Origin of the sequence: Formosa sp. A9, from assembly GCF_051200825.1 — a bacterium.
Lineage (GTDB): Bacteria > Bacteroidota > Bacteroidia > Flavobacteriales > Flavobacteriaceae > Formosa.
In genome coordinates this window covers 2,067,966-2,092,827 of record NZ_CP195158.1, presented here as the reverse complement: position 1 = coordinate 2,092,827, position 24,862 = coordinate 2,067,966, and the positions used below count along the sequence as shown (strand labels likewise).

The window sequence follows — 24,862 nt, the reverse complement described above, 5'->3', positions numbered from 1 at the left end:
TTTTTAATGAGATGATATGCGTGTAAAGTTTAAATCTTGAAAATCGTAACTAAAATCTATGGCTGGCGAAATACCCTTCATGTGTATCTTTTGTGCGATGCCTTCTTCATTCAACCCGAACATTACAAAGGCATCGGCATCTACTAAGCTTGCATCAGACCAGGTGCATACAAACGTGTTGGCTTTATAGTATAGCATTTCGCCTTTCAATTTTGGCGAGCGCAACGATTTGAACCAGAGTTTGTCGTTATCGGTATAAATTTCTATGGTTCCAAACCAAGGGTCTTGGTATTGTCCAGTGTAATCGTTAAAATTAACTTTACTTTTATCGGCTGTTTCAGTCGTTTTCATGATGTTGTTAACCACAGTTTCGGCTTCATTCGATTTGGCTTTTAAAGCCTGAGCATAAGTGGCAGTCCAATCAAAATCATCTAATTCTAAATAACGATCTATTAAGGTTTGTGTAACTGCCATAAACAGGCCAGCTCCATCAAGATACGTATTGGTAAGTACTACTATTCCTAAATTCTGATCTGGAATTAATACGGTTTTAGAAAGCATTCCCATGAGTCCGCCCGTGTGCGACACCATCATATTTCCTTTTACATCGGTTAATTCCCAGCCCAAGCCATAACCAGCAAAATGAGAGTTGTAACGCGGATTTGTATTGGCTTTTTTAGTGGTGTTTATGGTCCACATATCGTCTTGACTGGATGTGCTAAACAACTGCTGATTTAAATGGTTTCCATATGCCCCATGATTAAGATGCACTAACATCCATTGCGATAAATCGTGCACATTGGAGTAAATACTGCCAGCAGCACCATTAATTTTTTTAGGATCCCAGATTTCGGGTTGGGTAAGGCTTATGGTTTTTCCGTTATTTAAATGTGGTTTTGCGGTGTTGCTCTTGGCGGGTATATCGGCTAGATTGGTATACGAGTTGTTCATATCCAGCGGTTTGAAGATTCGGGAGGCGATAAAGGTTTCGTAGGGCATGCCACTTACACGAGCTATAACTTCGCCGGCAACAATATACAGGAGGTTGTCGTAATCCCATTGCGTACGAAATGCCGAAACGGGTTTGAAATACTGAAAACTATTAATGATATCGGCTACCGTAAAATCGGAGCCATCAGGAAAGAACATCAGGTCTCCAACCCCTAAACCGAGTCCGCTACGATGGGTAAGTAAATCTTGAATAGTAAAGTTGTTTTTAACATAGTCGTTGTACATGGTAAATTCTGGAATGTACTGAATCACTTTATCCGTCCAAGACAATTTGCCGTCTTCGACCAATAATGCCAAGGCTGTAGTAGTAAAGGCTTTGGTATTCGATGCAATTCCAAAATTGGTGTGTTGGTTTACAGGTGTTTTGCCTGTAATGTTGGTAAGGCCGTAACCTTTTTCGTGAATAATTTTTCCGTCTTTCACTACAGCTATAGCAGCCCCTGCAACAGCAAAACTATCCATGGCACGGGTAACGATAGCATCGATATCGCTGGTACTTACTTGTGCCTGACTGGTAGTAATTTGTAAAACGAAAAGAATACAATAAAAAAGAGGTCGTTTAAAAAGTGTTGATAATATCATAAAATAATAACTAAAAACATTTGACTTTGTTAGTGATTAAATTACAGAAATTATCTTAAACAGATATACAATGCGCAGTTTATTTAATAAACTCATCTTGACTTTCCTCAATTGGCTAAAAAAATGTTGTTATGAACCTTTTTTTTTGTCTTTTTTTTGTTTCCGTAGTACTACTATGCAATCAAAAAAAACTTTCTACAAAACTCAAAATAACTAACTTTCACTCCAATCAGAAGAGTCAAAATGCGTTCAATGCGTATATTTTTGAAAGGGCTGTATTGTTTTGGAGATCGCAGCGCAGCTTACCTATCGGACGGTTTGGCTAATCTAAATATGCCATGAGATCGGGAACTTTAAAAGTATAATTTAAAACCGATTTCACTTTAGTATTACTAATAATTTTATAGTCATTTGTAGATGCTTCGTTGAATTTAGGAGCTGGTTTTCCCAAATTTAAAACCGCTTTAGTGTAAAACGCTCTGCGAGTGGGATGTGTGTCTGCACAGACATTAAATATGGTGTTGAAGCTGTTAGTTTCAATAAGCTTACAAATGATGCCAATACAATCGTCTAAATGAATTAAATTAATAAAACCCTCTGGATTGTTGGCAGGTCTGTCGGGTTTCATAAAACGGCCAGGATGCCGCGAGGCTCCAAATAATCCGGCAAACCGGATAATGGTTGTTGTAAATTCTGTATGGTTTATAAATAGTTGCTCAATGTTTGCTAAAGGGGTGTCGCTCGTGGTGTCCTCTTCTGTAACTATAGCATTGGTATTGGGATACACAGAAGTAGAACTGATAAATATAACATGCTTAACAGGCGATTCTGCAATGGCATTGGCTAATGTTTTAAAATGCGCTTCGGTTTTATGGGTAATGGCAATTATTAAAATATCGGTAGTTAAAAATGCTGTTACATCGGTATTAAAGTTGGATATGTCTATTACAAAAGGTTGAATACCCTTAGAGGCAATTGTTGGTAATCGTTCAGAACGCGTTGTAGAACCGTTTACCATATAGCCCAGATTAACTAAGGTTTCGCCTAAAGGTAAACCTAACCAACCGCATCCTAAAATACTTATACATGGTGTTGACATGTGATGTGATTTTAATGAAGGTACTAAAATAAACAATAGTACTAAGCTACGGTGTAGTTTGTCTTTATTTATGACTTTTCTATATCGCTAGGAATCTTGATGTGGTTATTGAAACTATCTACTTTATAGGGACTTTCGTTTCTAAAAGATTATAGCCACTAATTCACAAATAAAAAAAATAGATTATCGAATATATTCGTGTATTTGTGGCAAAGACTGAGAATGTCCTAATTTCATTCCGATACCAAACCTAAAATTTGGAGGGTATCATGCTTTATTTTAAAACCTTTTTAAAACACAGGCTATTCGTAACGTTAATGTATTGTCCGTAATTGGGTATGCGTTCGTAATTATTTCTAGTATAGAGTGCAATGGCTTCAGGTTGTTTTAGTCCTGTTTCTAGTACGCAACTGCTATAGCCCAATTCGGTAGCCCATTGCTCTAAGGCGTTTAAAAGTTCAGAGGCAAGCCCTTTACCACGACTTTCGGGAGTTGTAAACATACGTTTAACTTCAACACTTGTATCATCAAAGGGCTTAATAGCGCCGCAACCTAACGGAATCCCGTTATGATACATTATAATGCAATGTTTTAAATGGGTTATGGCATTGAATTGATGGTAAAAAGCATGGTCTTCGCCATCGCGAATGGCTAACTCAGTATCTAAGGCACGAACGAGTCCTATAAAATCGGGGTGGGAGGCATCTGTTCTAACAAGTTCCATGAGGATCTTAATTATAGGTTTATGAATGAAAGTTTAAAAGTAAACAAGATATTTATTCTAATTGAAGCCACCAGTGTTTAAATGTTTGGGTGCTATCTTTTAATCGAACAACCTCCCCAATCATAGGTGTTACTAACGGAAAATTATGGGCTCTGTTTGAAGCTATAAGTTTTGTTAGGGGTTCGTCCCACGGGTGTTGTGCTAAAGCAAATTTAGCCGAATGTACAGCAAACACACGTTTCGCTTGAAGGTCTTTAGCAGCTTGTAAGGGCTGTCCGGGTAAATTATGAATGTAAGGCCAGGCTTCATTATATTGTCCGTTTTCTAAAATGACCAAATCAAACGGTCCGTGCGCATCACCAATAGCTTTAAAATGCGTGTCGTAACCACTATCGCCACCTAAATATAACTTTAAACTTGGGGTTTGTAGCACAAAAGAGGTCCAAAGGGTTTTGTTTCTTAGAAATCCACGTCCGGAAAAATGCCGCGCAGGGGTTAAGGTAACTGTAAAACCAGGATCTAACGAAATTTGGTCGTGCCAATCTTTTTCAATAATCGTATTTGGTGTGTAGCCCCAACGTTCCAGATGCGCACCAACGCCTAAACCACAAATAACCTGTTTTACTTTAGGTTTTAGAGCCGTTAACGTTTTGTAATCCACATGGTCGTAATGGTCGTGAGAAATAAAAAGATAGTCAATTTCTGGGAGGTCTTCAACGCCATAAGTATTGGTACCTTTAAAGGCTTTCATAGAACCTGGAATGGGTGATGCATTACCACTAAACACGGGGTCTACTAGCATCCGTTTTCCGTCTATTTGCATAAAATACGACGAGTGTCCAAACCAAACCAACACATCTTGGTTGCGGTCTAGTTTATGTAAATTGGTTTGAATATGCGGTAGGGCATGGGTGGGCTGCTTTTTTGGTGTCGCCTTAAAAAACTGATTAATTATGATGCCTAACATCGAATAATTTTCTGCCAATGCCGGGGTGTGATGTAGGTTTTGGAATTGCCCATCTCTGTAATTTGGCGATGCTTTAATGCGTTCTAGGCGTTCGCCTTTAGGTAACTCTCCAAATTGGGGCTGCTTCATAAAAATATAAGTAGCAGCTATAAGTATAATGACTATAAATAGAAAAATGATCATTGTTTTTTTTAATACTGAAGCTAAGGTTTTAGCCATGAATAATTATATAATGTATTGTGATAAGGAGCTGTAGAAACAGCGGGCGAAAGATATAAAAATTAAAGCAGATAGCGTGTTGAAAACTATGGAGGAAAATGATATTAAGAACTTTTTATGATAAGGACTAATAGTTGTGTTAATCTTTTCTAAAAAACACGTTTACAGATAGTTTTACTAGCATTACAATTATGTAATGCCTGTTTATATGGCTATCTTTGATAGACATTGACATATCTAATAACTAAAACAAAGTATCATGAACCATTTAAAAGATTTATTTCTACATAGTATACAGGATATTTACAGTGCCGAACAGCAGTTAATAGAATCTACTCCAGAGCTATTGGATTATGCTAGCGATTGTGGTATTAAAAGAACATTTAAGACCTTATTACATGATGTTAAAAAGCATAAACACAGAATAGAAGCTGTATGTAAGTCATTGCATATACATCCAACTGGTCGGGTTTGCGAATCTATTAAAGGACTTATATCCGACACCCAAAACTTAGTAGCAACTGTAAAGGATAGAAATATTCTAGACGCAGGTTTGATAGCCAATGCCTTACGGGCTGTGCATTACGAAATTGCTGCGTATACGGTTTTAGTAAGGTATGCACAAGAATTATTATATTCAGGTGCGGCAGCAACTTTTCAAGACTCTTTAGACGAGGCGGAGCTTGCTGTACATGCGTTAGACAGTTTAAGCGCGTATCGTTTAGACCAAAGGGTTATTGCGGTATAGCTTAACTACTTATGGTTTTGTATTTGTAATGTTTAAATAACGCTGATAAAAATCATAGATTTCTTCAAGGTGATGAGCCTTTTGGGGCACAGCATGACCTGTACCATAATCTATCAAGCTATAAGTAGGAATGTCTAATTGATCAAGTTTCGATTTAAGGTGCTTAATTTGTTCATAATAATAAGGAGCATCTGTGGTATTGTAAAAAAAGAATACAGGTGACGTAGCTTTTGTTTCAACTAAATATGAAGCGCCCATGCGGTTCCAAGAGTCATAGTTGGTTTCTAAAGATCCCCATGCCCAAGGGCAACGTTGTTCTAAATTGTTGTCGCCGTCGTTTAAAGTGTTATAAATAATGGTGTAATCAAAAACGCCCGGTCCTAGTGCAGCGGCTTGTACGTGATCGTCTTCATTTAAATGTAAGCCCGCTTCTTCAAATTCAGGTACCGATTTATCTCCAATAGCCATAGCTCCAGCAGTAGCTCCTCTCGAAAACCCGTAAATTCCAACCGCATCAGATAAACCTAAATGCTTGCCCTCGGCGCGAAGCGTTCTGATAGCTGATTTTACTTTTTGGGCTGTATCGGGATTGGTGGCATACGATTTATAAGTGTCATTTTTACCATTTAAGGGTTTTCCGCCACCCCACGGACAATATTTAGGATGGTCTGCAATGGCCCAAGCCAAGCCGTTTGCAGGGGCGCCTTCTAATACAGAATCGTTAAAGCCTGCAAAAGTATAGGGCAAATGGATCCTTAAATCTTTATTAGCGTTAGTAAGCAAGCCAGTGTCTTCGTTAAATGTTGCATAGCTATTACTGTACGAAAACGATAAGATTACAGGTGTTTTTACTAAAGGATTTGCAGGATAAATAATATCCATATGTAACGGATCGCCTTTGGTGTATTGGGGTGGCGTATTATATACCTTCGGATTGTCTATAAAGTACGTTACATCTCTTGCAATGCGGTAGCCTTCAAATAAGATATAACTTTTATATAACGAACAATCTTTTAGCCCAACAAAATCTGACTTCGCTAAAGCCTGATTAATAGCGATAATATCTTGATTTATATACGGCGCACAGGTTTTAGGGTGCTGATTGTAATTTAATTCTATTACCCGGTAGCCTTTGCTGAGTAACCACTCAACATCGGTTTGATTGCTGTTTTGTCCTATTTTTTTAACGTTAAGATGTTCTAGGTATACTACAGTGAGTATGTTATGGCTTGCATCTGTAATAGGTGAATTCGGTTCGTTAATTTTAAAGGGAATCTCTTGTCCTGTAACTTTGCTTAGCCATGTTCCTGTTGAAGCTTCCAAGGTATTGCAATTAAATAGGCAACATAAATACAGGATTGCAGAATATAAGGTTGAATGAAATACGGTTAAATTGTTGTGAAACATGGTCTTTAAAATGCTGTTAGTACGACAGGGTAAATAAGAAAAAGCTAAATGTATTAATAAATTTTCGATTGTCTGTAATTAGACATGATTAACAATACAGTGTAAGGTTATTAGACGTGATAGTTCATTATGATAAATAGGTATGATTAGAATAAAGCTTTAGGGTTTTACATTGCATTTATCGGCACTATTCAAGTGAAATATTGAACTTATCCTTTTTAAATTCCTTTATATAATAAGATTTGTAGTGATAATTAGGAATAAGTAGTTGTAGTGTTAATGTGTTGTTTATTAATTGTTTATTTAGGTTTGAGTGTTTTTGTTGTGTACTAATTGTTGCAATGAGTGATTAAGTATGGGCAAGTTTTTTTCGTGTAGCAGATTCATGTTTTAGTTTTAGTTGCTCAACCTCAAACAGCATGGTTCTTGGTTGTTTTTTTGTAGTAAAATAATATGGAACTAGGTTTAAATTGTTAGAGGTTGAGATATTAATTATTAACTAATAACTCAAATTAAAATGATGAAAAAAACTACATTTTGGCTAATGGCCTTTTTTTTAATTCTATTTGGTTGGCAGGCGAAATCGCAAACGAGTTGCGAGACTGCAGTTGCTTTGTCCGATGGTTATTCGCAAACAGGAATAACTACCGATGGTAGTCAAGGCTGGATATCGGCACCTGGCGATACTTGTGGCGTAAATTGGCGCTTGTGGGGGGCAGACGATTATGTTTTTACCTACACCGCGGAAACCGCAGAAAGCCTTCAATTTAATATTTTAGTAAATAGTACTGGTATAGTATCTGGAATGTTTACAAGTTGCGATGGTACAACAATATCTGGTTGTTTAGGTGCTACTTATGCTCAAACAGACGGAACTATAGTTCTAGAAGCTAATGTAAATGCAGGACAGACGGTTTATGTATTGGTATCTGAAATAACTGGAGCTATAGGTGGATTAAATTTTGATGTTACCAGTTTTAACGCTACAGAAATTGCTTGTCCAATACCTGTAGACCTTACGGTTTCGGATATTACTACTAAGGAAGCAACTCTGTCTTGGACAGCTGGTTCTGATGAAACAAGTTGGATGTATGCCATTTTAGAAAGTGGTTCGGAAATTCCAACAGAAGCTACTGGCGAAATTACCGAAAATACCATAAGCTTAACAGCACTTACTCCAGATACGGCATACGATTTTTATGTGAAGGCGAATTGTGGCGAAGCGGATGGCGAAAGCGAGTGGGCTGGACCTGTTAGTTTTTCTACATTAATCGCTTGCCATGTGCCAACAGCATTAGAAGTGACTGATGCCACTAAAACTACCGCTACAATGTCTTGGACTGCTGGTGGAGACGAAACCGAATGGTATTATGTGGTTCAGGAAAGTGGGCCAGGGCAACCAATAATGGCTTCTGTAAAGGTAGAAACACCTTCTGTAGCTTTAACAGACTTATCGGCGAGTACCATGTACGAATTTTATGTAAAAGCCAATTGTGGCGAAGAAGATGGCGAAAGCGAATGGGCTGGTCCGTATTATTTTGCGACGGAATGCGATGTGTTCACAGAATTTTTTGAAGATTTTGAATCGACTACAGGAAGAGATTTTCCAGTATGCTGGCAAAAAGTAGGTGAAGCAGGTGATGCGTATCCGCAAACAAGTCCGGTTTTGGAGGGGTCAAGAAATTTATATATGAAAAGTAGTTCTGAGACCGATAGAGCTGTAGTAGCTTTGCCTGCTGTAAGCAATGCCAGTGCAGGGACACATCAATTAAAAATGAAATTAAGAGCCATTGTACCTGCTCAGGCTGGTCAAACTCTAGAAGTTGGTTATTTAACCGATGTGGCAAATGCAGATAGTTTTGTGGTATTATCGTCTACTGTGGCTACAAGTACTACGGTTCAAGAATTTATTACAATTCCTCAAAATATGCCAGAAGGTACAGTAACCTTAGCTTTGCGTACAGGTGTTTTAAATAAAAACCTAGTGGTGGACGATGTATCTTGGGAATTAGCACCAACTTGTCCTGCACCTGGTGGTTTGAATGTAGATAACATAACTGTAAATTCAGCAAGACTAAATTGGGTTGAAAACGGTTCTGCAACTACATGGGATATAGAATTAGGGCAAGAAGGATTTGAACCAACAGGAGTGCCTACTTTAAGTGGGATTACGGAAAATCCATACACATTAAGTGCATTAGAATCTGCACAATCGTATGCCTTGTATTTACGATCTAATTGTGGCGAAGGCGATACCAGCGCATGGGTGGGGCCGTATTCGTTTACAACGCTTTGCGATATATACACATTACCTTATAATCAAGATTTTAATGAAGGCGCAGCTTTTACCTGTTGGACGGAGGGAAAAGATACCGACATAGCCACAGGACCTAATGGAAGTAATGGATTATGGACTAACGATGGCTTTTTAGGAGATGGTAGAATAGGAGCTGTATCTTATAATTTTTATGGAACGAATGCTAATAGAGATTGGTTAGTAAGTCCTACTTTAGACTTGTCTGGTGGAGCTAATGGTATTTCGTTTAGAGCAGCTATTAAAGCCCGTTCTGATGAGGATGAAGATACTATGAAAGCGGGGGATGAAGTAAGATTATTAATTAGCGAAGATGATGGGATAACTTGGGAAACCGTTTACACCTTTACATCCGACAACCAACCAAGTAATACGGGAGACCAAATGGTTATTGATTTATCAACATATGATTCTGCTACTGCAAAACTAGCATTCTGGTCTAATAACGGAACTGTGTCGCCAAAAGATTATTTCTTTTACATAGATGATTTTACTGTAGATGCTTACGCGACATTATCTGTAAATGAAGCTGTTGTTTTAGATGACGAATCGTTTAAATTTTATCCAAATCCTGTGCAAAATATCTTAACATTACAAGCTAAACACAATATAGAGACTGTTGTAGTTTACAACATGTTAGGGCAAGAAGTTACATCGGCTGCTCCTAATCAGAAAAAGAGTCAGTTAGATATGTCTCATTTGCCAATAGGCGCTTATTTTGTAAAAGTATCTGCACAAGGTGTTGTAAAAACAGTGCGTATTATTAAAAAATAATATAAACAAACAAACAATTAAATAAATGAAAAAGGCTGTCTAGAAAGTTAATTTTTCGTCAATCTGAATTTATTTCAGATTCTCATAATTATTGTTTTCAATGTGATGAGATTCTGTGTCAAGCACAGAATGATGATTGTTAAACTTTTTAGTCAGCCTTTTAATTGTAATAGCATTCATAGTATTTTTTATGCAATACAATGATTCGCTAAAGAATAGCTAGCATATGGCCTTAAAAAGTAGGGGATTGTCAGATGTAAAAAATATTAAATAATTGATTTTACTCTAAAACAGCAATATGTTTTACAGTAGCGATGGTTTCGCAATTTTCAACGATGACTTCGATATTTTGCTTATTGGCAGTTCCTTGTAAATGATAGGTTTTGCAAGGCTCGGATGTCGTATTGCTTTTAGAAAAATCTACATTGCCTTTTCTTAAAATATGACCTACAATAAGCGTGTCTAACTGTTTGTTTTGAATTACCGATTGCGCTTCATCGGAATATTGAATGGTTTTTGTGTTAATGTTTTTAAGCACTCGGGCTTCGGGACCGTAACTACACGATGTTTTTTTTCCGCTTAAAAAAAAAGCCAGAATTATTAAACCTATAGAAAAGCCCCCTAAATAGTAACCAATACGTTGTAAAAGCGTCATTTTAAAAAATTAGAAGATTGATATCGCTGTATTTTAAATTAAACCATTCGCCAACGGAACGGTTGGTTAAAATACCGTGGTAAAAATACAATCCATTTTTTAAACCTTTCTCAAAACGCAAAGAATTTTCTAAACCGCCATCGTCTGCAATTTTTAAAAGATAAGGCGTAAAAATGTTACTCAGTGATATCGAGGCTGTTCTGGAAAACCTGGCAGGGATATTAGGTACGCAATAGTGAATAACATTGTGTTTTATAAAAGTAGGCATTTTGTGCGAAGTGACTTCACTGGTTTCAAAACAGCCACCCATATCTATACTTACATCTATAATAACCGCGCCCGTTTTCATGCTTTCCACCATTTTTTCGTTGACTAAAATGGGCGATCTCGATTTTCCGCGAACGGCTCCAATGGCAACATCGCAGCGTTTTAAGGCTTTTGTTAAGTTTTTAGGTTGCAAGGTCGAGGTATAAATGGGGCGTCCTAAATTGGTTTGAATGCGACGTAGTTTAGAGATTGAATTATCGAAAACTTTTACATTGGCTCCTAAACCTATAGCACTTCTTGCGGCAAATTCGCCCACGGTTCCAGCGCCAATAATAACCACTTCGGCTGGAGGTACTCCACAAATATTACCTAATAAGAGTCCGTTACCTTGATTTATATTCGATAAGAGTTCTGATGCAATTATAACAGCGCCTGTACCAGCAATTTCACTTAACGAGCGTACTGCTGGGTAATGTCCGTCATCGTCTTTAATAAATTCAAAAGCAAGAGCAGTAATGCGTTTAGAGGCTAGGGCTTCAAAATATTTTTTGTGTTGTGTTTTTAGCTGAAGCGCAGAAATGATGATGGTTTGCGGATTAATTAAATCGATTTGATCTAAAGTTGGAGGCTCCACTTTTAAGATCATGGGGCAAGAAAATACCTTGGCGGTGTCTTTTGTTATTTCGGCTCCTGCTTCGCTATAATCTTTATCTGTAAAATTTGCGCCTAAACCAGCACCTGATTCTAATAATACTTGATGTCCGTTACTCACTAAAGCCGATACGGCATCTGGAGTTAAGCAAACACGCTTTTCCTGGTAAGCAGTTTCCTTAGGAATACCAATAAATAAATTGCCTTTGTGTTTTAAAATTTCAAGGGTTTCTTCTTGTGGTATAAGCTGTTGATGGGTAAACGGCGAGAACGATGTAGACATAGTAAATTGGCTCTGGTTTAAAGAGTCAAATTACAAATAAAAATTTGAATGTTTTTACCAAAAATTAAAAATAATCTTTGAGTTTACCGAAGAAGCCTTTCGGACTTAGTTTAAACTCATCCTCTAATTCCTGCATGCTTTTATTCGCTGTATTTACTTCGTTAAAAATACGTGCACGTATTAAGTAAATTGAAGGGATAATGATAGCCATAATAGGAATGAGATAAAAAATCTGGTTACTATCTACATATTGCATATCATCATTGAATACTGTGAAAATTTGAAAACAATACATGGCTATTGGTACTATTAACACGTGATACCACCAATGTCGGCAAGTGAAAAACCATATTATAAGTAATAATAAAGGGACTAGTTTTCCTGTTAATGTCCAAGCTACGATATCAATACCTCCATAAAAAGTACTTTCATATCTAAATAAAAAAGTGTCCCAAACTTGTTGGTTTGGAACACTTTCATATAAGTAAAATAAATAAGGAGTAGCCGCTATAAAAGTGGCTATAAAGCTTCCTAAAATGAGGCTTTTATTATCCGTGCGTTGGAATTTTGATTCTCCATTTCTCGATTTGTGGTGCTTGTTGGTCATTTAGGTTAATTAGGTTTGCAGCTTGAGCAGTAAATAACATGCCTCCAAAAATCGCGATTGCGATAACGTACTTTTTAGTTTTCATAATTTAAGGGATTTAATTAATTAATGATTCAAATATAGATAAAGCATTAATTCAAAATCCGCTAAAACGTTAAAATTGTGTTAAAATCGCTTGTTTTAAGGCTTGATCGTTACGGTTTTACCGTAATCGATTGCTTTTTTTAATTATACATTTCAAATTCTGCTAAATTTTGGCTTTCGTTAGTATTAAATTTTAATATACGGGTATCTTGGTTTTCAATTTCAATAACTACACTATTACTAATTTCTTGGGCTAGTAAATCTTTTAATCGGTTAGGCCATTCTATAAAAATCCAGGCATCTGCCGATAGGTAATCTTCAATTCCAAAATTATAGGCTTCCTCTTCATCTTCTATCCTGTATAAATCGAAATGGTATACCAAGCCACTGTCGGTTTGGTATTCGTTTACCAAAGAAAAGGTAGGGCTGCTAACATCGTCTTGGCAGCCTAATTCGGTGACTAAAGATTTAATTAAAGTGGTTTTTCCTGCGCCCATATGGCCATAAAACAATATGGTTTTAGAAGTAGCTGTTTGTATAATATATTGGGCTACTTCTTTAATATTATTAATATGGTAGGTTCTTGTAATAGACATAGTATATGTATGCAATTATAAGTATTATATATTAAAATTACTAATGCTTTTTTAGCTAGCAGTTTAAGGATTTGTATTTTTTAACTTACTTCGGGTTTAAAACTACAAACGGAATAATCATTTCTTCTAGCGAAACGCCACCGTGCTGATATGTATTTCTGTAATAGCTTACATAATGGTTATAATTGTTGGGATACGCAAAAAACAAATCGTTTTTAGCAAAGATAAACGAGCTGCTCATGGTAATGTTTGGTAAGTGAATAGACTTTGGGTCTTTGGCTTCTAAAACATCTTTGCTTTCGTAACTTAGACTTCGGCCTGTTTTATATCGTAGGTTGAGGCTGGTATCGCGATCGCCAACAACTTTAGATGGGTTTTTAACATTAATCGTACCATGGTCGGTTGTTAATATGAGTTTGAAACCTTGTTGTTGTGCCTGCTGAATCATTTCGAATAAGGGCGAATTTTTAAACCAACTTTGTGTTAAAGATCGGTAAGCTTTGTCGTTTGAAGCGAGTTCCTTAACGACATCCATTTCCGTTTTGGCATGCGATAACATGTCTACAAAATTGTAGACAACAACTGTAAGGTCGTTGCTTTTAAGGGCTTTAAAATTATCTACAAGCTTTTTGCCGTTTTTAAGACTTGTAATTTTGTGGTATTCGTGTTTTAAATGGGTGAGGCCAAGGCGTTTCATTTGTGCTTCCAGAAATTCGGCTTCGTAAAGATTTTTTCCGCCTTCATCGGTGTCGTTTTTCCAGAATTCAGGATGCATTTTTTCCATATCCCTTGGCATCAATCCAGAGAAAATGGCATTTCTGGCATATTGTGTGGCTGTAGGAAGAATGCTGTAAAACGGCTCTTCGGATTCTTTTTTATAATAATTACTAATAAAAGGCTCGAAAGCTTTCCATTGGTCGTATCGTAAATTGTCTATTACCACCAATAACGTTGGTTGTTCTTTGCTGAGCTGAGGTACGATTTTGTCTTTAAACAAGGTATGCGACATGGTTGGTGCTTCGGTATGCGATTGAAACCAGTCTTCGTAATTTTTCTCTATAAATTTACCAAACAAGGCATTGGCTTCGGTTTTTTGCGATTCTAGTATTTCGAACATGCCGGCATCTTCGATATTTTCTAATTGAATTTCCCAATAAATTAATTTTTGATATAAGTTGGCCCAGTCTTCAAAGGTGTTAACCATGGCTAAATCCATAGCAATTTTCCTGAATTCTTGTTGATAATTAGAGGTGGTCTTTTCGGAAATTAATCGCGAATGGTCTAAATTCTTTTTGAGCGATAGTAGAATCTGGTTTGGGTTTACGGGCTTAATAAGGTAATCGGCAATTTTATTTCCAATAGCCTCTTCCATAATATATTCTTCTTCACTTTTGGTAATCATTACCACCGGTAGGTTGTTGTTTTTTTCCTTTATTTCGTTAAGGGTTTCTAAGCCTGTAAGACCGGGCATGTTTTCGTCTAGAAACACGATATCGAAAGATTGGGCTTCTAACACTTCTAAAGCTTCTGTGCCACTGGTACAGGTACTTACTTTATAATTTTTTTTTTCTAGAAATAAAATATGGGGCTTTAGTAAATCAATTTCATCGTCTACCCAAAGTATATTTATGTTGTTCATATCTTTATTTTTGTAGTGTTTTTTAGGTTTTTTAATGTATTTTAGAACCTTATTTTCAAGGTGCAATTAAACATTTTTAATGAATAAACTTAAAATATTAAACGACCCAATTTACGGATTTATTACCATACCAAATTCGTTAATTTTCGATTTAATTGAACATAAATATTTTCAGCGGCTTCGCCGAATCACCCAAATGGGGATGTCGTATTTGGTCTATCCGGGAGCGCATCACACCCGATTTCATCATGCTATAGGTTGTATGCATTTAATGCAGAAAGCCGTGAATGTGCTTCGTTTTAAAGGGGTTATCATTTCTGAAGACGAAGAAATTGCGTTGTATATTGCTATTTTATTACACGATATTGGTCATGGGCCTTTTTCGCATGCTATGGAGCATAGCATAGTAAATGGCGTGTCTCACGAGCAAATATCGTTGTTGTTTATGGAGCATTTAAACGATGAATTTAACGGAAGTTTAACGCTGGCGATTTCAATTTTTAAGCGCGAGTATCCCAGAAACTTTATGTGTCAACTAATTTCCTCGCAATTGGATATGGACCGAGCCGATTATTTAAAACGCGATAGTTTTTACACAGGAGTAGCCGAAGGAAATATTAATAGCGAGCGTTTAATTACCATGTTACACGTGGTTGACGACGAATTGGTGGTAGAGAATAAAGGGATTTATAGTGTAGAAAAGTTTTTAGTAGCTAGACGCCTCATGTACTGGCAGGTGTATTTGCATAAAACCAGTTTGGTGGCCGAACAATTATTAATACGTGTTTTAAAACGCGCTAAAGAGTTGACTAGACAACATGTAGAATTAAAGGCGAGTAGGGCTTTAATGTATTTTTTGAAGCACGATATTTCCGAAGCTAATTTCAATACAATAACTCTGGAGTCGTTTTCTAAATTAGACGATTACGATGTGGTGTCGGCTATGAAAGAGTGGCAATACCACAGCGATTTTGTGTTGCGTAATCTATGCGAAATGATCTTGAACCGGGATTTGCTGAAAATTAAAATGAAACGGAAAAAAATAAAGAAGACTGTGTTAGCGGAGCATATAAACACGTTAATGGAGAAATATAATATTAGTGCAGCAGAGGCCGAGTATTTTGTGTTTACGGGCGAAATTTCTAATCAGGCTTACCAGCAACAAGGGCAACGCATTAATATTCTGCATAAATCTGGAAAGATTGAAGATATTGTAAAAGCATCCGATCAATTAAACTTAAAAGCATTGTCTAAACCCGTAACCAAATATTTTATATGTTATCCTAAAGTCAAACTTTAGGACATTTTTCATATTTTTGCGACGATGAAATTTACAGCAGCACAAATAGCAGGTATTTTAGAAGGCGATGTGGTAGGAAATCCAGAAATTGAAGTTTCTAAATTATCTAAAATTGAAGAAGGGACAGAAGGTGCATTAACCTTCTTAGCAAACCCTAAATACAAGTCACATATTTATTCTACCAAGGCCTCTATTACCATTGTAAATAGAAGTTTTGAACCAGAACACAGTATACAAACTACACTTATAAAAGTTGATGATGCTTATAAGGCATTTTCAAAATTATTGGAGTATTACAACGCGGTTAAGTTAAATAAACAAGGCATAGAGCAACCCTCGTATATTTCGGATTCTGCTACTTTAGGAAACGATATTTATATTGGTGCCTTTGCATATATTGGCGATAATGTAAAACTTGCCGATCAGGTGAAAATTTTTCCAGGTGCTTATATTGGCGATAATGTTACTATAGGTAAAAACACAATTATCTTTGCCGGTGCAAAAATATACTCAGAGAGTGTTATTGGCGAAAATTGTGTAATAAACTCAGGTTGTGTTATTGGTGCCGACGGATTTGGTTTTGCGCCTAATGCCGATGGCGAATACGATAAAGTACCACAAATAGGTAATGTTATTATTGAAGACTTTGTAGACGTAGGTGCAGGAACAACCATAGACCGCGCCACACTAGGCTCTACTATAATACGTCAAGGCGTTAAGCTAGACAACCAAATACAGATAGCACATAACGTAGAAGTTGGTAAAAATACCGTTATAGCAGCCCAAACAGGTGTTGCTGGATCTACAAAAATAGGCGAGCATTGCCAGATAGGAGGGCAAGTTGGTATAGTTGGTCATATTACTATTGGTAATCACGTTAAAATTCAGGCACAATCTGGTATTATTAGAAATATAAAAGATAACGAAGTATTACAAGGCTCGCCAGCGTTTAATTTAGTAGACTTTAATAAATCGTATGTGCACTTTAAAAATTTACCAAAACTAGTTAAAGAAATAAACGAAATAGATAAAAAATAATGGCTATAGTTACTACTGAAATCAAACAAAAAACCATTAAAAAAGAAATCTCTTTAAATGGAGTAGGATTACACACTGGTAAAAATGTAACCTTAACATTTAAGTCGGCTCCAGAACACTTTGGATTTGCATTCAAGCGTGTCGATTTAGAAGGAGCGCCAGTTATAGAAGCCGATGCTAGTTACGTAACCAATACCGAACGCGGTACCGTAATTGAAAAAAATGGTGTAACTATTCAAACCTGCGAACATGTTTTAGCAGCTTTAGTTGGCCTAGATTTAGATAATGTTTTAATTGAATTAGATGCATCCGAACCGCCAATTATGGACGGGTCGTCTAAGTTTTTTGTAGAAGCATTGGAGCAAGCCTTAATTGTAGAGCAATGTGCTTTTCGTGAAGAATATGTCGTTACCGATGTGATTTCTTATACTAACGACGAAACGGGTAGCGAAATTTTGTTAATGCCTGCAAAAGAATATCAAATTACCACTATGGTAGATTTTGGCACAAAGGTTTTGGGTACGCAAAATGCGACTCTAAATCAGATGTCAGATTTTAAATCTACAATATCTAACGCGAGAACGTTTAGTTTTTTGCATGAAATAGAAATGCTGTTAGAGCATGGATTAATTAAAGGTGGCGATTTAAATAACGCCATTGTTTATGTCGATAAAGAATTGTCGGCTGCAACTATGGAAAAATTAAAAGTTGCATTTAATAAAGATAGCATTGCGGTTAAACCCAATGGTATTTTAGATAACTTAACCTTGCACCATCCTAACGAAGCTGCTCGCCATAAACTATTAGATGTTATTGGGGATCTATCTTTAATAGGTACCAGAATAAGAGGAAAAGTAATAGCCAATAAGCCGGGACATTTTGTAAACACACAGTTTGCAAAAAAAATGGCTAAGATTATTAAAAACGAAAGAAGAAATAATGTTCCTGTGGTTGATTTAAATCAGGAGCCTTTAATGGATGTTAATCAGATTATGAACATGTTGCCACACAGGCAACCGTTTTTATTGATCGATAAAATTTTTGAGCTTACAGATACAGGGGTTATAGGCATGAAAAACGTAACGATGAACGAACCGTTTTTTGCCGGACATTTTCCAGGTGCCCCAATCATGCCAGGAGTTTTAATTGTAGAAGCAATGGCACAAACCGGGGGTATCTTAATATTAAGTTCTGTACCAGATCCAGAAAATTACTTAACATTTTTCATGAAAATAGATAACGTTAAGTTTAAGCAAAAAGTAGTGCCTGGCGATACCGTAATCTTTAAATGCGATTTAATTACTCCAATCCGTCGCGGTATTTGCCACATGCAAGGTTATGCCTATGCCAATGGTAAATTATGTGCAGAAGCCGAATTAATGGCGCAAATTTCTAAAGTAAAATAATAAAGAATTCATGAATCAGCCATTAGCATACGTACACCCAGGCGCAAAAATTGCCAAAAATGTGGTGATAGATCCATTTACAACCATACATAATAATGTGGTTATTGGCGAAGGTACTTGGATAGGTAGTAACGTTACCATTATGGAAGGGGCGCGTATTGGAAAAAATTGTAATATTTTTCCAGGAGCGGTTATATCAGCTGTGCCGCAAGACCTTAAATACAACGACGAAGATACTTTAGCTATTATAGGAGACAATGTTACGATTAGAGAATGTGTAACTATAAATAGAGGTACCACAGATAGAATGAAAACCGTTATAGGCGACAATTGTTTAATTATGGCTTATTGCCATGTTGCGCACGATTGTATAGTTGGTAATAACTGTATTTTTTCTAACAACAGTACTTTAGCAGGACATATTACAGTAGGCAATTATGTGGTGTTAGCAGGAATGACGGCTGTGCATCAATTTTGTTCTATTGGAAATCATGCCTTTGTAACCGGAGGATCTTTAGTAAGAAAAGATGTGCCTCCTTTTGTTAAGGCAGCCAGAGAACCATTGTCTTATGTAGGTATTAATTCTGTAGGTTTACGCCGTCGTGGTTTTACAACCGAAAAAATTAGAGAAGTACAGGATATTTACCGTGTACTGTATCAAAAAAATTACAACAATACCCAAGCGGTAGAAATTATAGAAGCAGAGTGGGAAGCTACTCCTGAGCGCGATGAGATTCTTCAATTTATTAGAGATTCGCAACGCGGGATAATGAAAGGATATTTTAAATCAAATTAAAACATAATAATGGCAACAACATCAGATATCAGAAACGGTTTATGTATTAGATATAACCACGATATTTTTAAAGTAATAGAATTTTTACACGTAAAACCAGGTAAAGGTCCTGCGTTTGTAAGAACTAAATTGAAAAGTGTAACAACTGGTAAAGTTATCGACAACACCTTTTCTGCTGGGCATAAATTAGAAGATGTTCGTGTAGAAACACATAAATTTCAATATTTATATCCAGAAGGCGATTTGTATCATTTTATGAATGTTGAAGATTTTACACAAATTACTTTAAATGTAAATGCACTAGACAATCCAGGCTTATTAAAAGAGGGCGAAGTGGTTACTGTACTTATCAATTCAGAAGACAACATGCCTTTATCTGTGGATATGCCAGCTAGTGTTATTTTAGAAGTTACTGCTACCGAACCAGGCGTTAAAGGCAATACAGCTACCAATGCTACAAAGCCAGCTACGGTAGAAACTGGAGCCATAATTAATGTTCCTTTATTTATAAATGAAGGCGACAAAATTAAAGTAGAAACCGATAAAGGGACTTACAAAGAAAGAGTCAAAGAATAATTCTGGTGAAGTTTCCTAAACCCTATACCTTGAAGGAAATCGCAAGCGTATTGCATTGCGAATTTGTAGGCGCAGACGATTTTCCTGTTTTGGGCATGAATGAAATTCATGTGGTCGAAACAGGAGATATCGTTTTTGTAGACCATCCTAAGTATTACGATAAAGCGTTGCAGTCTGCAGCAACTGTGGTGTTAATCAATAAAAAAGTTACCTGCCCAGAAGGCAAAGCCTTATTGGTTTCAGACGATCCATTTCGCGACTTCAACCGATTAACACAACATTTTAAACCCTTTCAATCGGCGCATCAAAGTATTGCAGATTCTGCTATTATTGGAGAAAATACTATTATTCAGCCCAATTGTTTTATCGGTCACAATGTAAGCATTGGTAATAATTGTGTTATTCATGCCAACGTAACTATTTACGACGATGCCGTTATAGGCGATAATGTTGTAATTCATTCTGGCACTGTTTTAGGAGCTTCGGCATTTTATTATAAAAACAGACCAGAAGGTTTCGATCAATTACAATCTGGTGGCCGTGTAGTTATAGAAAACGATGTACATATTGGAGCCTTGTGTTCTATAGATAAAGGTGTATCGGGCGATACAATAATTGGTGAAGGTTCTAAATTAGACAATCAAATACAAGTCGGTCACGACACAGTTATTGGAAAAAAATGTTTAATAGCCTCGCATGTTGGTATAGCGGGTTGTGTGGTTGTAGAAGACGAAGTTACCCTTTGGGGGCAAGTAGGAACCACTAGCGGCATTACCATTGGTGCCAAAGCCGTTGTTATGGGGCAAACAGGTGTTACGAAGTCTTTAGCAGGCGGAAAAACCTATTGGGGTACACCAGCCGAAGAAGTTCGTGCCCATTTAAAAGGATTGGCATTAATTAAACAATTGCCAAAGCTAATAGAAAAGTGGAATACGAAATAATTAAATCTTTTTCGTGTAAAATTGAAATTGATAGGCAATAAAAGTTAAAAAAATACTTTATAAATACTTGTTAAAACTTTACATTTGTAAAGCTTTAAAAAAATAAAACTTACAAAAATGAGCGTTTTAGTAAATAAAAATTCAAAAATAATAGTTCAAGGATTTACTGGAAGTGAAGGTACTTTTCACGCTAGTCAAATGATTGAATATGGAACAAATGTAGTAGGAGGTGTAACTCCAGGAAAAGGTGGTCAAACACATTTAGACAAACCTGTATTCAACACTGTAAAAGATGCTGTAGACCAAGTAGGAGCAGATACAACCATCATTTTTGTACCACCAGCATTCGCAGCCGATGCTATTATGGAAGCAGCCGATGCCGGTATAAAAGTTATTATTACAATTACCGAAGGTATTCCGGTAGCAGATATGATTAAAGCAGCCGATTACATTAAAGGCAAAGATTGTCGTTTAATTGGTCCTAACTGTCCAGGGGTCATAACTCCAGGAGAAGCAAAAGTAGGTATTATGCCAGGTTTTGTATTTAAAGAAGGTAAAGTTGGTATTGTTTCTAAATCTGGAACATTAACTTACGAAGCCGCAGACCAAGTTGGTAAGCAAGGATTAGGAATTACAACAGCTATAGGTATTGGTGGAGATCCAATTATCGGAACAACCACAAAAGAAGCTGTAGAGTTATTAATCAACGATCCTGAAACAGAAGCTGTAGTTATGATTGGTGAAATAGGTGGACAGTTAGAAGCCGACGCAGCACAATGGTATAAAGCTAGTGGTAGCAAAAAACCAGTTGTAGGTTTTATAGCTGGCGAAACGGCTCCAGCAGGACGTACTATGGGACATGCTGGTGCTATAGTTGGTGGTAGCGACGATACTGCCCAAGCTAAAAAAGCAATTATGAGAGCGTGTGGTATTCACGTGGTAGACTCTCCAGCCGAAATCGGTAAAAAAGTAGCCGAAGTTTTAGCTCAAGTTGCTTCAGTATAAGATAAACAGTAGGTATTCTGTTAAAAAATATCTAATATTAGTATAAAATTAATCCGTTGACACTATTTTGTTGACGGATTTTTTTATTTCAACCCTAACCCCTATAAAATGAAACAATTAAAAAGCTTCACAATGCTTTGTTTGTTGCTGGTATTGAACTACAGTTGCAAACAAGAAACTACCACAACCGAATCTGCTAAAATAGAACAACAGACCGATGCGAACGGATTTACATACGAAACTGTTGCTAACGATCCTACAGGCCTACGCTTATATACTTTAGATAACGGATTTCAAGTGTATTTAAGTAAAAATGATGATGAACCAAAAATTCAAACCTATATCGCCGTAAGAGCAGGTTCTAATTACGACCCGAGTAACTCTACAGGTTTAGCACATTATTTAGAGCACATGGTATTTAAAGGTACCGATGAAATTGGAACCTTAGACTGGGAGAAAGAAAAAGTATATCTTCAGGAAATATCAGATTTGTATGAAGCTCATCGTGCCGAAACCGATGCCGATAAAAAAGCGGCATTGTACAGAAAAATAGACGAAGTGTCTTTAGAAGCTTCAAATTACGCTGTTGCTAACGAATACGATAAAATGACAAGCGGAATGGGAGCAACGGGTACTAATGCCCATACGTGGTTTGAGGAAACTGTTTATAAAAATAAAATACCAGCCAACGAGTTGCATAAATGGTTAACTTTAGAACGCGAACGTTTTGGGCAGTTGGTACTAAGACTTTTTCATACTGAGTTAGAGGCAGTTTTCGAAGAGTTTAATAGAACACAGGATAACGATGGCAGAAAGGTGTATACTGCTATGTTAGACGGTTTGTTCCCTAATCATCCTTACGGGCAGCAGCAGACTATTGGTACAGCCGAGCATTTAAAAAATCCATCGTTGGTAGATATCAATAATTATTTTAACACCTATTATGTGCCAAACAATATGGCTATGGTATTAGTAGGCGATTTAGATTTTGATGCTACAATCAAAGCCGTAAACGAGACTTTTGGAACTTTAGAACGCAAAGCTGTTACACACCCAGAGTTACCAAAAGAACAGCCTATTACGGCACCAATTACTAAAGAAGTATTTGGCCCAACCGCCGAAAATATTTGCATCGCTTTTAGAAGTAATGGTATAAATACTGCCGATGAAAAACTGGTAACCTTAGCAGATATGATATTGGCCAATGGTGAAGCCGGATTGATCGATTTAAACTTAAATCAACAGCAAAAGGTGCAAGGTGCAGGTAGTTATACCATGTTTTTAAACGATTATGGACTTCAGCAGTTTTATGGCATGCCTAAAGCAGGACAAAGTTTAGACGAGGTGAAAGATTTAATATTTAGTCAAATCGATAAACTTAAAAAAGGAGAGTTCGACGATTGGTTGTTAGATGCCGTTATTAACGATTTAGAGTTAAGTCAAACCAAGCAATACGAAAATAGTACAGCTTTAGCTTCAGCTTATTATAATGCGTTTATCCATCATCAAAGTTGGGCTGATAAAGTGGCATTTTTAAACGATTTAAGAGCCATTACCAAAGACGAATTAGTAGCTTTTGCTAATGATTTTTATAAAGATAATTACGTTGTTGTATATAAAAAACAAGGCGAAGATAAGCATGTTGTTAAAGTAGAAAACCCAGGAATTACTCCTGTAAACTTAAATCGAGATAAAAGTTCAGACTATTTAAAAGCGTTTCAGGCTATAGAACCCGATGCACTGCAGCCAAAATTTATCGATTACAAATCGGCTATACAAACTACGCAAATGGCAGATGGCACGGAAGTATCGTATATAGAAAATGAAACAAACGATTTATTTAACCTCAATATTATTTTTGATATGGGGAGCGATAATAATAAAAAATTAAGTCTTGCAGTAGGATATTTAGAGTATTTGGGCACAGATACTATGACTGCAGAAGCAGTGAAAAAGGAATTTTACAAATTAGGTATAAATTATTATGTAAGTACAGGAAACGATGTAACCTATGTAGGGTTAAGTGGTTTAAAAGATAATTTACCAAAAGGTCTGGCCTTATTAGAAAACCTATGGACGAACGCTGTTGCCGATCAAGAGGCTTATCAAAAATATGTCGATAAAATTTTAAAGGGGAGAGACGATGCTAAAACCCAAAAAGGTAATATTTTATGGAATGGTTTAGTAAGTTACGGACAATATGGCGAGCATTCGAGATTGAGAAACATAAATAAAGCTTCGGAATTGAAACAACAAGATCCAGAAGAACTGGTTCGTATTTTAAAGGATTTAAAAGATTACAAACAGCGTATTTTCTATTACGGAAAAGACTACCAAAAGGCTGTTGAAGCTTTAAATGAAAACCATAAGCTTAATCAGCCATTAAAAGATTATCCTGAAGCCATGAGTTATGCCGAAAAAGAAACTGGCGGACATGTGTATTTTGTAGATTACGACATGGTGCAGTCCGAGATGGTATTTTTAGCCAAAGGCCAGCCTTTCGATCCCGAAAATTTAGCAGCGGCAAGTCTATTTAACGCTTACTTTGGTAGTGGTTTATCGTCTATTGTGTTTCAGGAAATTCGCGAATCTAAATCTTTAGCGTATTCTGCATATGCTAAATACGATACGCCATCCAGACAAGACGAATCGAATTACGTTATGGCGTATATTGGTACACAAGCCAATAAAATGGATCAGGCTGTAAATGCTATGATGGATTTAATGTCTGATATGCCGGAAGCAGAAAAACAATTTGAAGCAGCAAAAGATGCGGCATTAAAGAAAATTGCAGCACAGCGAATTACTAAAGATAATGTGTTTTGGAGCTACGAGCGTTTAAAGAAATTAGGGATAGACAACGATAACAGAGAAGCGATGTATAATACCATAAAATCTATGACTTTAAACGATTTAAAGCAGTTCTTTAATACAAACATTAAAGGGCAACACTACAATGTTATGGTAGTTGGTAATAAAAAAGATATCGATTTTAAGGCCTTGAGCAAGTTAGGCGAAGTTAAAGAAATGGATGTAGATTATTTATTTAACTACGAAACAGCTAAAGACATACAACTTTAAAACGCAGTAAAGTCAGACGGCTACTTTAAAAACCTCACAAATTTGTGAGGTTTTTTTGTACTGTCAATATAGTAATTAGTATCTTTGGTTAT

General features: G+C 36.5%; 20 protein-coding genes. 10 read left to right on the top strand and 10 right to left on the bottom strand.

Annotated elements, in window-relative coordinates; all coding sequences use genetic code 11:
* Positions 1–3: 3 nt before the first annotated feature.
* The 4 genes from ACR9EA_RS09450 to ACR9EA_RS09435 all read right to left on the bottom strand — a co-directional run bounded on the left by ACR9EA_RS09450 (position 4) and on the right by ACR9EA_RS09435 (position 4,512).
* The gene (locus ACR9EA_RS09450; RefSeq protein ID WP_435132051.1) at positions 4–1,593 is read right to left on the bottom strand and encodes a serine hydrolase; all 1,590 of its coding nucleotides are present in this window, start codon (positions 1,591–1,593) and stop codon (positions 4–6) included.
* A 322-nt stretch (positions 1,594–1,915) separates the two neighbouring features.
* On the bottom strand, positions 1,916–2,692 hold the full coding sequence (locus ACR9EA_RS09445) for a dTDP-glucose 4,6-dehydratase (protein WP_435132049.1): 777 nt from the start codon (positions 2,690–2,692) through the stop codon (positions 1,916–1,918).
* A gap of 274 nt (positions 2,693–2,966) precedes the next feature.
* Complete coding sequence (locus ACR9EA_RS09440) at positions 2,967–3,416, bottom strand: GNAT family N-acetyltransferase (RefSeq protein WP_435132047.1); 450 nt, start codon at positions 3,414–3,416, stop codon at positions 2,967–2,969.
* A 52-nt stretch (positions 3,417–3,468) separates the two neighbouring features.
* Entirely contained in the window at positions 3,469–4,512 is a 1,044-nt protein-coding gene (locus ACR9EA_RS09435; protein ID WP_435132045.1) for an MBL fold metallo-hydrolase, read from the bottom strand.
* Between the two features lie 349 nt (positions 4,513–4,861).
* On the opposite strand from ACR9EA_RS09435, the gene ACR9EA_RS09430 reads away from it, so the two are divergent.
* Entirely contained in the window at positions 4,862–5,350 is a 489-nt protein-coding gene (locus ACR9EA_RS09430; protein ID WP_435132042.1) for a ferritin-like domain-containing protein, read from the top strand.
* Between the two features lie 9 nt (positions 5,351–5,359).
* On the opposite strand, the gene ACR9EA_RS09425 is transcribed toward ACR9EA_RS09430, so the two are convergent.
* Positions 5,360–6,673 carry an alpha/beta hydrolase family protein gene (locus tag ACR9EA_RS09425; RefSeq protein ID WP_435132039.1) on the bottom strand — a complete coding sequence of 438 codons (1,314 nt, stop codon included), beginning with the start codon at positions 6,671–6,673 and terminating at the stop codon, positions 5,360–5,362.
* Positions 6,674–7,301: 628 nt separating this feature from the next.
* Between ACR9EA_RS09425 and ACR9EA_RS09420 the strand changes: the two genes are divergently transcribed.
* A complete protein-coding gene (locus tag ACR9EA_RS09420; protein ID WP_435132036.1) occupies positions 7,302–9,845 on the top strand; it encodes a fibronectin type III domain-containing protein in 2,544 nt (847 codons plus the stop codon).
* Positions 9,846–10,125: 280 nt separating this feature from the next.
* Here ACR9EA_RS09420 and ACR9EA_RS09415 read toward each other — a convergent pair whose 3' ends face one another.
* The 5 genes from ACR9EA_RS09415 to ACR9EA_RS09395 all read right to left on the bottom strand — a co-directional run bounded on the left by ACR9EA_RS09415 (position 10,126) and on the right by ACR9EA_RS09395 (position 14,627).
* Positions 10,126–10,500: a hypothetical protein gene (locus ACR9EA_RS09415; protein WP_435132033.1), complete on the bottom strand. Its 375-nt coding sequence runs from the start codon at positions 10,498–10,500 to the stop codon at positions 10,126–10,128.
* 1 nt (position 10,501) lies between these two features.
* Positions 10,502–11,701 carry an alanine dehydrogenase gene (locus ACR9EA_RS09410; RefSeq protein WP_435132031.1) on the bottom strand — a complete coding sequence of 400 codons (1,200 nt, stop codon included), beginning with the start codon at positions 11,699–11,701 and terminating at the stop codon, positions 10,502–10,504.
* 64 nt (positions 11,702–11,765) lie between these two features.
* Positions 11,766–12,308, bottom strand: a complete 543-nt coding sequence (locus tag ACR9EA_RS09405; protein WP_435132029.1) for a hypothetical protein — start codon at positions 12,306–12,308, stop codon at positions 11,766–11,768.
* Positions 12,309–12,532: 224 nt separating this feature from the next.
* On the bottom strand, positions 12,533–12,988 hold the full coding sequence (gene tsaE, locus ACR9EA_RS09400) for a tRNA (adenosine(37)-N6)-threonylcarbamoyltransferase complex ATPase subunit type 1 TsaE (protein ID WP_435132026.1): 456 nt from the start codon (positions 12,986–12,988) through the stop codon (positions 12,533–12,535).
* An 85-nt stretch (positions 12,989–13,073) separates the two neighbouring features.
* Positions 13,074–14,627, bottom strand: a complete 1,554-nt coding sequence (locus ACR9EA_RS09395; RefSeq protein WP_435132023.1) for a response regulator — start codon at positions 14,625–14,627, stop codon at positions 13,074–13,076.
* A gap of 79 nt (positions 14,628–14,706) precedes the next feature.
* On the opposite strand from ACR9EA_RS09395, the gene ACR9EA_RS09390 reads away from it, so the two are divergent.
* The 8 genes from ACR9EA_RS09390 to ACR9EA_RS09355 all read left to right on the top strand — a co-directional run bounded on the left by ACR9EA_RS09390 (position 14,707) and on the right by ACR9EA_RS09355 (position 24,770).
* Complete coding sequence (locus tag ACR9EA_RS09390; protein ID WP_435132020.1) at positions 14,707–15,927, top strand: HD domain-containing protein; 1,221 nt, start codon at positions 14,707–14,709, stop codon at positions 15,925–15,927.
* 24 nt (positions 15,928–15,951) lie between these two features.
* Positions 15,952–16,965 carry a UDP-3-O-(3-hydroxymyristoyl)glucosamine N-acyltransferase gene (lpxD, locus tag ACR9EA_RS09385; RefSeq protein ID WP_435132017.1) on the top strand — a complete coding sequence of 338 codons (1,014 nt, stop codon included), beginning with the start codon at positions 15,952–15,954 and terminating at the stop codon, positions 16,963–16,965.
* Positions 16,965–18,371 carry a bifunctional UDP-3-O-[3-hydroxymyristoyl] N-acetylglucosamine deacetylase/3-hydroxyacyl-ACP dehydratase gene (locus tag ACR9EA_RS09380; RefSeq protein WP_435132015.1) on the top strand — a complete coding sequence of 469 codons (1,407 nt, stop codon included), beginning with the start codon at positions 16,965–16,967 and terminating at the stop codon, positions 18,369–18,371. Before lpxD ends, ACR9EA_RS09380 begins: the two co-directional genes overlap by 1 nt.
* A gap of 10 nt (positions 18,372–18,381) precedes the next feature.
* Positions 18,382–19,167, top strand: coding sequence for an acyl-ACP--UDP-N-acetylglucosamine O-acyltransferase (lpxA, locus tag ACR9EA_RS09375; RefSeq protein ID WP_435132014.1), 786 nt, complete (start codon positions 18,382–18,384; stop codon positions 19,165–19,167).
* A 9-nt stretch (positions 19,168–19,176) separates the two neighbouring features.
* The gene (gene efp, locus ACR9EA_RS09370) at positions 19,177–19,743 is read left to right on the top strand and encodes an elongation factor P (protein WP_435132012.1); all 567 of its coding nucleotides are present in this window, start codon (positions 19,177–19,179) and stop codon (positions 19,741–19,743) included.
* A gap of 5 nt (positions 19,744–19,748) precedes the next feature.
* Positions 19,749–20,684: a UDP-3-O-(3-hydroxymyristoyl)glucosamine N-acyltransferase gene (locus ACR9EA_RS09365; RefSeq protein WP_435132010.1), complete on the top strand. Its 936-nt coding sequence runs from the start codon at positions 19,749–19,751 to the stop codon at positions 20,682–20,684.
* Between the two features lie 117 nt (positions 20,685–20,801).
* Positions 20,802–21,689: a succinate--CoA ligase subunit alpha gene (sucD, locus tag ACR9EA_RS09360; protein WP_435132007.1), complete on the top strand. Its 888-nt coding sequence runs from the start codon at positions 20,802–20,804 to the stop codon at positions 21,687–21,689.
* A gap of 108 nt (positions 21,690–21,797) precedes the next feature.
* Positions 21,798–24,770, top strand: a complete 2,973-nt coding sequence (locus tag ACR9EA_RS09355) for a M16 family metallopeptidase (protein ID WP_435132005.1) — start codon at positions 21,798–21,800, stop codon at positions 24,768–24,770.
* Positions 24,771–24,862: the final 92 nt, after the last annotated feature.